Genomic DNA, 11,737 nt, shown 5'->3' with positions numbered 1-11,737 from the left:
ACTGCGTTGATGGTGGGAACGGCGCTGGTCGCAGCACCCGCCGTGGGCGCTCAGACGACGCCCGAAACCTTCGCGCCGCTGGCCGAAAAGATCTCCGATTCGGTCGTGAACATCACGACCTCGACCACCGTCGCCGCGCGCACCGGACCGGGGCCGGTCGTGCCCGAAGGCTCCCCGTTCGAGGATTTCTTCCGCGACTTCATGGATCGCGGCCAGGGACAGGGTCAGGGCGAACCACGCCGCAGCCAGGCGCTGGGCTCTGGCTTCGTCATTTCCGAAGACGGCTATATCGTCACCAACAACCACGTCATCGACGGCGCGGATGAAATCAGCATCGAGTTCTTCAACGGCGAGTCCCTCGATGCCGAAGTCGTGGGCACCGACCCCAAGACCGACCTTGCGCTTCTCAAGGTCGCCAGCGACGCGCCCCTGAAGCCCGTTCCCTTCGGCGATTCCGACGAAGCCGCGGTCGGCGACTGGGTGATGGCCATGGGCAATCCGCTGGGGCAGGGGTTCTCCGTCTCGGCCGGGATCGTGTCGGCGCGCAACCGCGCGCTGTCGGGGACCTACGACGACTACATCCAGACCGACGCCGCGATCAACCGCGGCAATTCGGGCGGCCCGCTGTTCAACATGAACGGTGAGGTCGTCGGCGTGAACACGGCGATCCTGTCGCCCAACGGCGGCTCCATCGGTATCGGTTTCGCCATGTCGTCGAACGTGGTCAGCAAGGTGGTGGACCAGCTTCGCGAATTCGGAGAGACCCGCCGCGGCTGGCTGGGCGTGCGCATCCAGGACGTCACCGACGATCTGGCCGAATCCATCGGGTTGGCCGATGCCCGCGGTGCGCTGGTCTCCGACGTGCCGGAAGGGCCTGCCGCAGAGGCGGGCATGGAAGCCGGCGACGTGATCCTTTCGTTCAACGGCAATGACGTGGGCGACACCCGCGAGCTCGTCCGCCGGGTCGGCGACGCGCAGATCGGGGCGACGGTCCCCGTCACCGTGTGGCGCAACGGCAATTCCGAAGAGCTCGAAGTGACGCTGGGCCGACGCGAGGATGCCGAAGCCGTGCCTGCGTCGGTGAACCGCGACGCGCCCGAGAGCTCGTCCGAGTCGGAAATTCTGGGCGTTACGGTGCAGCAGCTCAGCGCAGAGATGCGCGACAGCCTGGGCCTGCCGGGCGGGACCGAGGGTCTGGCGGTGATGGACGTCAACGGCGAGAGTGCGGCCTATGAAAAGGGCATTCGCGCCGGCGACGTGATCACCGAGGCGGGACAGGAAAAGATCGCGTCGGTCGCGGATCTGGAGGACCAGATCGCAACCGCGCGCGATGCCGGGCGCAAGACCGTCCTGCTGCTGATCCGCCGCGAGGGCGATCCGCGCTTCGTGGCTCTGCCTGTCGAGGAATAGGGTCCTTCGGTCCGGCATCGACGACGGGCGCCCAACGCGGGCGCCCGTCGCGTTTCCAGGGGCCGCAGCGACGCGCCCGCGGGGCCGGAGGCCGTAAAGCTAGAGCGGGATGAAATCAGCCTGAATCGATAGAGGATTCATAGGCCTGCATTTTGGTGATTCACTGTTGCCGACCACAAGATGGAGGGCGAGTAGTGGGTAGAGCACTTTCAATGGACCTTCGAGAGAGGGCAATGGCGCGGCTGTTGGGGGGCGAGAGCGTGCGTCAGGTCGCAGCGGCCCTGGATGTGGCTCCGTCCAGTGTTGTGAAGTGGTCGCAGCGTTTGCGTGCGACCGGGAGTTGCGCTCCGGCAGGGACAGGCGGCCACCCGCCACGCAAGATTGCAGGCGGGCATGAGGCGTGGCTTCTGGAGCGGATAACGGAGCCGTTCACACTGCGCGGACTGGTGGTGGAACTGGCCGAGCGCGGGCTCAAGGTCGACTACCGCACCGTCTGGGCCTTCGTGCGCCGCACGGGCTACTCGTTCAAAAAAAGACCCAACTCGCCGAGGAGCAGAACCGCCCCGACGTGAGCCGCCGCCGTGTGCGCTGGAAGCGGCACCAGGGCCGGATCGACCCCCGTCGTCTCGTGTTCATTGATGAAACCTGGGCCAAGACCAACATGGCCCCGCTGCGCGGCTGGGCTCCCAGAGGTGAACGCCTGATCGGGCGGGCCCCGCATGGTCACTGGCGCACCATGACCTTTATCGCAGCGCTGCGTCATGATCGGATCGACGCGCCCTTTGTTTTGGACGGTCCCGTCAACGGCGAAGCGTTCCGGGCTTATGTCGCGCACGTGCTCGTCCCAACCCTGCGCCCGGGCGATGTGGTGGTTATGGACAATCTGGGCAGCCACAAAGGGCAAGCCGTGCGGCAGGCGATCCGTAACGCGAAAGCGCATCTACTTTTTCTGCCGCCCTACAGCCCCGACCTGAACCCGATTGAACAGGTCTTCTCGAAGCTCAAACACATGCTCCGCAACGCAGCCGAGCGCACAATTGAGGCAACGTGGCGCAGGATCGGGACACTGCTCGACCGCTTCAGCCCACAGGAGTGCGCGAACTACCTCGCCAATACTGGATACGCTTCAAGCTAATCTCATCATGCTCTAGAGCCCGTCGCGGGCGATCAGCGCCGCCAGTTCGTCGATGAGTTGCGCCTTGGCCGCCGCGATGGAGCCCGCGTTCAGCGCCTGGTAGGGGGCGCTGAGGTCGAACCGGCGCGCGACCTCGCGGCTGGTGCCGCTGACGGACGCCACGAAATACTGCCCCGACAGGCGGTAGATCCCGTCCCGCCCCGGCAGCGCGCGGCTGACACGCACATCCAGCCGCACGTCGGGCCGGTCGAAGAATGGCCAGGGTTCGGCCGCGACGCGGGCGCGGGTCCGGGCGGCGAGCGAAAAGGCCAGCCCCTCGGTGAAGCCCCGCTCCGGGTCGTCGGCCCAGAGCAGGTTGTCGTCGGAGACCAGCGCGCCGGTTTCGTCCTCGAAGAAGATGACCTCCTGCGCGGCGTAGAGCGGCAGCGACACGTCGGACACCTCGACCGACCCGACGGAGACCGGGATCCGGGCCGCGGGCGGCGCGCTGGGCACATCGAAGCGCAACGGCCCGCCCCCGCAGGCAGTCAGGAGTCCGAGGGCAGCGGCGATCAGGGGCATCTTCATCAGGGTCACCGTCCGAACAACAGGGAATTGGGCGCGCGCTCCAGCTGGCGCGCGAGATTGTCGACCGAGCTTGCGGCCGACTGGATGTCGCGCAAGGTGGCCTGCACCTGGGAGCCGAGGGCGCCGCGCGCCTCATAGCCCGCCACCACGGTGCCGGTCTGGCCCAGCAGCGTGCTGACGTCGTTCAGGAGCCGCGGCAGCCGGTCCGCGGCGCTGCGCACCGAGGCCAGCGTGGCATTGGCATTCTCGATCAGGCCGCCCTCCTGGACCTGGATCAGCAGGCGCTGGACCTCTTGTAGAGCGTCCGACAGCGCCCCCGGCACGCGCTGGGTATCGGGCGCGGAGATCAGCGTGTCGGCCGAGGCCAGAAGCGAGGAGGTGCGTTCGCCGATCTCCTGCAAAGGCAGGTTCGCCGCCTCGTTGACCAGAAGCTCGATCTGGTCGGCCACGCGCTTGGCCCGGTCGGCCACCTCCGGCGCGGTGTCGGCCGCGTCCGCCACAGCGGTGGCGGCCCGCTGGGCGTCGACCAGCACCGGGCGCAGGGCGGCGACGATCTCCGCGACGGAGTCGCGGCTGGCGGTCAGCAGGGAGTTGGCGCGGTCGAGCGTGCCGTTCTGCTCCGTCAGTGCCGTGAAGACCAGGCGAAGGTCGGCCAGGGTGGTGGACACGTCTTCGGGCAGCGACTGGGTCTGCGGGGCGCTGACCAACGTGTCGAGCGAGATCAGCAGCCGGTTGGCGCTGGCCACGGCCTCATCGAGCGCCATGCCCTGCACGTCCTCGGCCACCGCCGACAGGTTCTGCGTTAGCGTGTCCACGTTCTCCAGCAGCGCGGGCACCCTGTCGATGGACCCCTGGGCCGAGGCGATGGCGGTGCGGACCTCTTCCAGGATCGGAGTGGCCTGTTCGGAGACCTCGTTCACCGTGGTGCGAAGCTGCGTCAGCGTGGCGTTCGCGGTCTCGACCAGGCCGGAGGCGCGCACCTCCGCGACCAGTCCCTCGACCTCTCCCAGCAGGTCAGACACGTCGCCGGTCAGCCCCTGCGTCGCCGGTTCGGCCAGCAGCGTGCGCAGCGCCGCGACGGAGCCCTCGACCTCCGTCAGAACGCCGTTCAGCGGCAGGTCGTTCACGGTGAGGATCAGCGTGTTCAGGCTGTCCAGCGCCTCGTTGATCTGGTCCAGGGTCGCGGGACCGTCCTCCATGGTCTCGAACACCGAATCGGCGGCATCCTCGGCGGCGGTGAGCGCCGAAATCAGCGCGTCCACGGCCCCGGCCTCGTTCAGCTGGGCCACGACCTGCTGCAACTGGCCCGCCGTCTCGCGGAGCGAGGTCATGGTCTGGCCGGCCTCGTCCGGGATCGACTGGATGCCTTCGGAATTCACGAAGCTGCGCACGTCGCCCAGAAGCGCCAGGACCTCCGACGGGGTTTCCGTCACCCCGTCGTCGTTCAGCAGCCGGGTGACCGACTGCATGACCAGGATCGCGTTGTCGAGCACCTCTTCGATGGGCAGGTTGTTGACCCGGTTGAACACACTTTCGGCGGTGTCGGCGAAATCCGACAGATCGGCGGAAACAGACGGGATCCGTGGGTAGGGCTGCGCCTCCGGGTCGATCTGGGCAGGGACCGTATCGGTCAGCTGGACCAGGGCGACCTGGAGGCCGCCCAGGAGCGATGCGGACTGCAACTGCGCGCGCAAGCCGTTCTGCACCGCGAACTGCATGAAATCGAGCACGTCCTCGGGGCTTGATTCGGGGTCGAGCCCCATCTTGCCGGGCTGGATCTCGATCGTGGCCAGCAGCCGCACGCCGCGGTCTCCGAACGTCTCCTCATCCAGCGCGCCGGTCAGGCCCGCGACCCGGCCGACGACGATGCCGCCGAACTCCACGTCGGCGCCGACCTCCAGTCCGGGCACGGACTCTTCGAACACCACGGAGAAGTTCACCGGCTCTCCGTCGGTGGTGGAATCGAACACCGAGGAACGGGCGCTTTCCTCATCGGAATAGAGCCGGAACACCGGATCCGCCGGCAGGTCCGTGCCGCCAGAGACGGTGGTTTCGAAGGTGACGCCGCCGGTCACCAGCGAGGCCAGCGAATTGACCGACAGCTGCGCCCCGGACGCCCCGAAGGAGAAGTCGAACCCGGACGTATCCCAGAACCGCGTCGCGGAATTGATGAGCTGCGACTCGGGCTCGCGGACGAAGGCATCAGCGATCACCGACACGCCATCGTCGCCCAGCCGCAGGTTGCCGACGCGACCGACGTTGATGCCGCGATAAAGGATCGGGGCGTTCTCGCTCAGCCCCGCCACCGTGCTGGCCCGCAGCTGGAAGAGCAGCCCCTCCTCACCGTTGGTCGCCAGGGGCGCCGTGGTCAGCCCGGTGAACTCACGCTGGGGCTCGCTGCCTTTGCCGTCCCAGCTTGCCGTCAGATAGACACCGCCCAGCACGGTATCCAGGCCGGACACCCCCTGCGCCGAAACTTCCGGCCGGACGATCCAGAACTTGGCGTCGTTGTCGATGAACGGTCCGACCGACTTGTCGACGCGGATCCCGATCACCACCTGCCGCAGGTCGTCGGTGAAGGTGACGGCCTCGACCATTCCCACCACCACGTCGCGGTAGCGCAACTGGGTCTCGTCCGCGCGCACGCCGGCGGCGTTGTCGAACGTCACCTCGATCAGAGGCCCGCGGTCGGCGTAGTTGCGCCAGAACACGGCCAGCGAGATCAGCACCGCCAGGATCGGCAGCACCCAGACGATGGACACCCTGTCGCGCCAGGACCGGCGGCCGTCGTCCATCGCCGGCTCGGCGGCGCCTCCTGGGGTCTGGTTGTCGTCGCTCATTGTCTATCGGGCCCCTGCCCGTCCCTGTCCCAGATCATCCGCGGGTCGAAACTGATCGCCGCCAGCATGGTGAAGATCACAGAAAGCGCGAAGGTGATAGCCGCGGGGCCGGGATTGATCGACGCCGCGAAATTCAGTTGCACCAGTGCCGACAGGATGGCCACCACGAAAACGTCGATCATCGACCAGCGCCCGATGAACTCGACGATATGGTAGAGCCGGTGGCGCTGCGCGGGACGCAGCCGCTCCGGCCGGGCGACGGATATGGCAAGGTAGCCGATGGCGACGAACTTGCCGATCGGGATCGCCACGGAGGCGATGAGGATGATCATCGCCACGCCGATATTGCCGTTCAGGGCAAGCTCTATCGCGCCGGCCACGATGGTGTCCTCCGATTCGGAGAACAGGACGCGTGTCTTCAGCATCGGGAAGAGATTGGCGGGGATGTAGCAGATGATGCCGACGGTCAGCCAGGCCCAGACCCGCTGGAGCGAGCCCCAATCGCGGGAGCGGAGCGCGCTGCCGCAGCGCCCGCAGGTCCGCCGCCCCATGGGCCAGACCCGTGCGCAGCGGCGGCAGGCCACCAGCCCCGTCTCGCGCGCGCTTACGATCCGCTGTCCAGCGATTTCCATATGCTCCACCTGTCCATGGCGCCGTCCTTCAGCACGATGACGACCACCAGCCCCGCGAACATCCAGAACGCCGGCCCGAACTCCACGCTGGCCAGGTCAGAGACCTTGGTCAGCGCCACGGCGACCCCGATGATGAAGATCTCCGCCATCGACCAGGGGCGCAGGTCCTCGCTGACCTTGAACGCCTTGCGGGCGCCCCGAAGCGGCGCGCGGCCCAGCGCCAGGGGCCCCAGGACGTAGATCACCAGAGCGGCGCGCAGCACCGGCACCATGATGATGAACGCGACCACCAGCACGGCGAGCGATGCCATCAGCCCGCCGTCGACGAAGGCCAGCGCCGAATCGAGCACCGATGCGCGGTTCGAGAACCCCGCCACGTTCACCGCCAGGAACGGAAAAGTCGTCGCGCCGATCATCAGCACCATGACGGTGAGGGCCAGGGCGATGACGCGCGCATAGGCCCCCTGCCGCGGTGCGATGAGCACCGTGTGGCACCGCCTGCAGGTTGCGCGGCGTCCGTCCGGAGGCATCCGGGCATGGTAGAGCGCGTCGCACTGGGGACAGGCGATCATCTCATCCAGCCCGTCATCGGGGATCTCGGCCGCGGGATTTGACATCCGCGCAATCTGTCAGCGTTGCGCGCGGATTGGCAAGCCCCGGCGGGCGTCCCGGCGCGGTCCTGCGCCGCACCGTCGCAGCGGTGCCCCAAGGCGCGCGGCCCCTGCAAACGCCCGCCAGCGGCCCGTCCGGGGCGCACCGCCAGGGTTGCGGCCAGCCCGGCGCCGTCCCGGGGCGTCGCGGCATCGTGATGGGCCCGGTGGCGCCGCCCAGGGGGCGCGACGTCCCCGGGGGGCCGCCAGGCGCCGTTGGCGACGGGGCTTGCCGTCGCCAGCCAACCGCCCCATCATCCCCCCATCACAAGACCGCGACGAACGCGGTTCGCCACAATCCCAAGGGAGATACGATGTCCTACCTCAAGAGCCTCTCCATCGCCGCCGTCGCCGCCACCATGGCCGCCCCCGTCGCCGCCCAGGAAGAGACCTTCATCACCATCGGGACCGGCGGTGTGACCGGCGTCTACTATCCCACCGGCGGCGCGATCTGCCGCCTGGTGAACCGCAACCGCGCCGAGCACGGCATCCGCTGCTCCGTCGAGTCGACCGGCGGATCGGTCTATAACGTCAACGCCATCCGCAGCGGCGAGCTGGAGTTCGGCGTCGCGCAGTCCGACATCCAGTACCAGGCCTCCAAGGGCGAGGGCGAGTTCGAATCCCAGGGCCCGGACGAGAAGCTGCGCGCGGTGTTCTCGATCCACCCGGAGCCGTTCACCCTGGTCGCCCGGGCCGATGCCGGCATCGAAAGCTTCGACGACCTCAAGGGCAAGCGCGTGAACATCGGCAACCCCGGCTCCGGCCAGCGCGCGCTGATGGAGCGGATGATGGAAGAGATGGGCTGGACCACCGCCGATTTCCAGCTTGCCGCCGAGCTTCAGGCCGCCGAGCAGAGCCAGGCGCTGTGCGACAACAACATCGACGCGATGGTGTATTCCGTCGGCCACCCGTCCGGCTCGATCCAGGAGGCGACCACCGCCTGCGACTCGGTCCTGGTGCCGGTGGACAACGAGGCCGCCCAGTCGCTGGTCGAGAACAACGACTACTATCGCATGGCGACCATTCCGGGCGGCATGTATCGCGGCAACGACGAGGACGTGACGACTTTCGGCGTCGGCGCGACCCTGGTGACGAGCTCGGACGTGTCCGAGGATGTGGTCTATGAGGTCGTCAAGGCGGTGTTCGAGAACTTCGACCAGTTCAAGAGCCTGCACCCGGCCTTCGCCGACCTGGAAAAGGAGCAGATGGCCAACGACGGCCTGTCCGCCCCGCTGCATCCGGGCGCCGAGAAGTACTATACCGAAGCCGGTCTGATGTCGCAGTGACATGACAACGGGACGGCTGGCGCGCGCCCGCCGTCCCCTCCGCCGCGCCGGGATGGCCGACGTCACGCTTTTCCCAAGACCGCGCGGGACCGGAACGACCGTGGTCCGGTCGGCGCTGACGGCGCATGCCGCCGGGCAGGGCGCGGCCGGTATCCTCCGTCCGCGCCGTGCCCGTCGCCCCGCATCGCCACGCGACCCGCTGCGGCGCGACCGGCCGATACGCCGTCTTCCTGAACGACGCGGCGGTGCGGCGATCGCGCCACCGTCCGGCGCCGTGCCCCGGGCCGCGTGGGCCGCGAGCGCCCCCGCGCGCCGTGCCGGGCACGGCTCTCGACGTTCCGGACCAGAGGCGGATCGGCGGGCGCGCCGGGCCGGATCCGGACCGCTCCCGCAAGGTCGCCGACCTGTGAACGATTGACTCCGGCCGCCTTCGCCGTCTCCATGGTCCGGTCAGTGCGCGACTCGGCAACGGTTCGCCGGGTCGCAACGGATGGGCCGGTCCCGATCGGGCAGGCGCCGCCGGCGTAACCGTGTCGGAGACAAGACGAGCATCCCTTACCCACGGAGGCATTCCGCGTGACTGAAGAAACCAGCGGCAAGCGGCAATTCTCTGACGAAGAGCTTCAGGACCTCGTCGCCTCCTCGGACGCGGGCGCCCGGACGCCGACCACCCGGTGGGTCGCGCTGCTGATCGGCGGCGTCGCCCTGGCCTGGTCGCTGTTCCAGCTCTGGATCGCGCAGCCAATGCTGTGGTTCGGGGCCTATCTGCCGGTCCTGAACGCCTCCGAAACTCGGCCCCTGCACCTGGCATTCGCGATTTTCCTGGCGTTCCTGTGCTATCCGGCGTTCAAGTCCTCTCCGCGCGACAGGGTGCCGCTGGTGGACTGGGCGCTGGCCATCGTGGCAACCGGCACCGTGCTCTACATCTTTTTCGCGGCCGACACACTGTCGCGGACGGCGCGGTCCGGCCTTCCCACCGACACCCAGGTCATCATCGGCGCCGTGGGCCTGGTGCTGCTGCTGGAGGCCTCCCGGCGCGCGCTCGGTCCGGCGCTGACCGTGGTCGGGGCGATCTTCCTGGCCTATGCCTATTACGGCGAGGGCTGGCTGATCCCCGACCTCATCAGCCATGAGGGGCTGTCCTTCACCTCGCTCATCACGGCGCAATGGCTGGACACGGCGGGGGTCTTCGGCATCCCGCTGGGCGTCTCCACCGCCTTCGTGTTCCTGTTCGTGCTGTTCGGCTCGCTCCTCGACAAGGCCGGCGCGGGCAACTACTTCATCCAGCTGGCCTTTGCCGGCCTCGGCCACCTGCGCGGCGGGCCGGCCAAGGCGGCGGTCGTGGGATCGGCCATGACCGGCCTCATCTCCGGCTCTTCCATCGCCAATGTGGTCACCACCGGCACGTTCACCATCCCGCTGATGAAGCGCGTGGGCTTCACTTCCGAACAGGCCGGCTCTGTCGAGGTGGCGTCGTCGGTGAACGGGCAGATCATGCCGCCGGTCATGGGTGCCGCGGCCTTCCTGATGGTCGAGTTCATCGGCATCAGCTACGTCCAGGTCATCAAGCACGCCTTCGTCCCGGCGGTGATCTCCTACATCGCGCTGGTCTATATCGTGCATCTGGAGGCGCTCAAGAAGGACATGAAGAGCCTGGGAGAGGGGGCCTCCCTGCCGCGGATGCTGCTCAACTTCTTCATCGGCTTCGCGGTGTTCGGCGTCGGCTTCACGGCGATGATCTACCTCATCGACGGGCTGGGCGCGCTGGTGCCCGCGCTGGTAACCCCCATCGTGATGATCGGTCTGGCGGCGGTCTATGTCTGGCTGGTCTGGATCGCGTCGCGGCAGACCGACCTGACGCCCGAAACGCTGGAGGAGAAATCCGGCGACATCGAGCTGCCCAAGGTGGCCGACGTCTGGAAGACCGGTCTGCACTACGTGCTGCCGATCCTGGTGCTGGTCTGGTTCCTGATGGTCGAGCAGCAGTCGCCGGCCAAGTCGGCCTTTTACGCCACGGCGCTGATGCTGTTCATCATCGTCACGCAAAAGCCGCTGAAGGCGATGTTCCGCAAGGGCGAATCCATCGCCGAACAGACCCGTGAGGGGTTGTGGGACCTGGTCGACGGGCTGATCGCGGGCGCGCGCAACATGATCGGCATCGGCGTGGCCACCGCGGCCGCCGGCATCATCGTGGCCACCGTCACCAAGACGCCCATCGGCACGGAGCTTGCCGGGCTGGTCGAGCAGCTCTCCGGCGGCATCCTGATCGTCATGCTGGTGCTGATCGGCCTGTTCTCGCTGGTGCTCGGGATGGGGCTGCCGACCACGGCCAACTATATCGTGGTCTCGTCGCTCATGGCGTCGGTGGTGGTCAGCCTGGGCGCGCAGGAGGGGCTGATCATCCCGCTGATCGCGGCGCATCTCTTCGTGTTCTACTTCGGCATCATGGCGGACGTGACGCCGCCCGTGGGCCTGGCCAGCTTCGCCGCCGCCGCCGTGTCGGGGGGCGATCCGATCAAGACCGGATTCATCGCCTTCTTCTACAGCTTGCGGACCGTCGCCCTGCCGTTCCTGTTCATCTACAATCCGACGCTGATCCTCTACGGGGTGGATCTGACCACCTTCACAGGGGTCGCGCACGCGGTCTTCGTGTTTGTCGTGGCGACCTTCGCCATGCTGCTGTTCGCGGCGGCGACCCAGGGCTATTTCCTGACCCGGTCGAACATCGCCGAAAGCGCGATGCTGCTGCTGGTGGCCTTCACCCTGTTCGTTCCGAACTTCTGGCTGAACCAGGTCCAGCCCCGCTTCGTTCAGGAAAACCCCGAGGCCTTCGCCCAGGTTCTGGCGGACTCGCCGGTGGACACGCGGCTGAGGCTCAGGATCAGCGGGCCCGACTTCAATACCGGCGGCCAGACGGAAACCACCGTGTCGCTCAGCGTGCCCGAGGGCGACGGCGCGACCCGGATGACCGAAAGCGGCATCATGCTGCGCCCCGACGGCGACGGCACGGTCCTGGAAGAGCCGATGTTCGGCACCGAACTGCAGGAGAAGCTGGCGAATTTCGACTTCTATTCCGATGAGCCCGTGCGTATCTCAGAGGTTCTCGGCCCCAACAACAGCCGCCTTCCCGCGCAGATCTTCTACCTTCCGGCCCTTCTGGTGCTGGGTCTGGTGATTGTCCTGCAGCGCCGGCGCCAGACAAAACCGGCGTTCTGAA

8 protein-coding genes are annotated in these 11,737 nt (G+C 67.7%); 4 read left to right on the top strand and 4 right to left on the bottom strand.

Going from position 1 to position 11,737, the window contains the following annotated elements; translation table 11 throughout:
• Window positions 1-9: 9 nt before the first annotated feature.
• A complete protein-coding gene (locus KW83_RS05960; RefSeq protein ID WP_081904481.1) occupies window positions 10-1,410 on the top strand; it encodes a DegQ family serine endoprotease in 1,401 nt (466 codons plus the stop codon).
• Between the two features lie 194 nt (window positions 1,411-1,604).
• Window positions 1,605-2,545 (top strand): IS630 family transposase gene (locus tag KW83_RS19675; RefSeq protein WP_161785457.1). Its coding sequence is split into 2 segments (ribosomal slippage): window positions 1,605-1,937 and window positions 1,940-2,545, totalling 939 coding nucleotides; the frame shifts between segments, so codons are not numbered across the junction.
• Between the two features lie 12 nt (window positions 2,546-2,557).
• Here the strand turns inward: KW83_RS19675 and KW83_RS05945 are convergent.
• From KW83_RS05945 to KW83_RS05930, 4 genes are read right to left on the bottom strand one after another with little or no spacing between them, the layout of a single operon-like run.
• A complete protein-coding gene (locus KW83_RS05945) occupies window positions 2,558-3,112 on the bottom strand; it encodes a PqiC family protein (protein ID WP_036176872.1) in 555 nt (184 codons plus the stop codon).
• Between the two features lie 5 nt (window positions 3,113-3,117).
• On the bottom strand, window positions 3,118-5,952 hold the full coding sequence (locus KW83_RS05940) for an MlaD family protein (protein ID WP_051928314.1): 2,835 nt from the start codon (window positions 5,950-5,952) through the stop codon (window positions 3,118-3,120).
• Window positions 5,949-6,584 (bottom strand): paraquat-inducible protein A, encoded by a 636-nt coding sequence (locus KW83_RS05935; protein WP_051928313.1) that lies wholly within the window; start codon window positions 6,582-6,584, stop codon window positions 5,949-5,951. The genes KW83_RS05940 and KW83_RS05935 overlap by 4 nt, the downstream gene beginning before the upstream one ends.
• Entirely contained in the window at window positions 6,557-7,201 is a 645-nt protein-coding gene (locus KW83_RS05930; protein ID WP_051928312.1) for a paraquat-inducible protein A, read from the bottom strand. Before KW83_RS05930 ends, KW83_RS05935 begins: the two co-directional genes overlap by 28 nt.
• A gap of 347 nt (window positions 7,202-7,548) precedes the next feature.
• On the opposite strand from KW83_RS05930, the gene KW83_RS05925 reads away from it, so the two are divergent.
• Window positions 7,549-8,520 carry a TAXI family TRAP transporter solute-binding subunit gene (locus KW83_RS05925; RefSeq protein WP_036176135.1) on the top strand — a complete coding sequence of 324 codons (972 nt, stop codon included), beginning with the start codon at window positions 7,549-7,551 and terminating at the stop codon, window positions 8,518-8,520.
• A 576-nt stretch (window positions 8,521-9,096) separates the two neighbouring features.
• Window positions 9,097-11,736: a TRAP transporter permease gene (locus tag KW83_RS05915; protein ID WP_036176129.1), complete on the top strand. Its 2,640-nt coding sequence runs from the start codon at window positions 9,097-9,099 to the stop codon at window positions 11,734-11,736.
• Window position 11,737 lies beyond the last annotated feature (1 nt).

This window comes from Palleronia rufa (assembly GCF_000743715.1).
In the GTDB taxonomy this organism is placed as follows: domain Bacteria; phylum Pseudomonadota; class Alphaproteobacteria; order Rhodobacterales; family Rhodobacteraceae; genus Palleronia; species Palleronia rufa.
Note: the sequence above shows the minus strand (reverse complement) of the source record. Positions and strands in the feature narration are given on the sequence as shown.

Bases quoted from the DNA above. Each gene is read 5' to 3' on its own strand.
- KW83_RS05930 (WP_051928312.1), bottom strand. From the start codon at position 7,201: ATGTCAAATCCCGCGGCCGAGATCCCCGATGACGGGCTGGATGAGATG.
- KW83_RS05960 (WP_081904481.1), top strand. From the start codon at position 10: ATGGTGGGAACGGCGCTGGTCGCAGCACCCGCCGTGGGCGCTCAGACG.
- KW83_RS05945 (WP_036176872.1), bottom strand. From the start codon at position 3,112: ATGAAGATGCCCCTGATCGCCGCTGCCCTCGGACTCCTGACTGCCTGC.
- KW83_RS05940 (WP_051928314.1), bottom strand. From the start codon at position 5,952: ATGAGCGACGACAACCAGACCCCAGGAGGCGCCGCCGAGCCGGCGATG.
- KW83_RS05935 (WP_051928313.1), bottom strand. From the start codon at position 6,584: ATGGAAATCGCTGGACAGCGGATCGTAAGCGCGCGCGAGACGGGGCTG.
- KW83_RS05925 (WP_036176135.1), top strand. From the start codon at position 7,549: ATGTCCTACCTCAAGAGCCTCTCCATCGCCGCCGTCGCCGCCACCATG.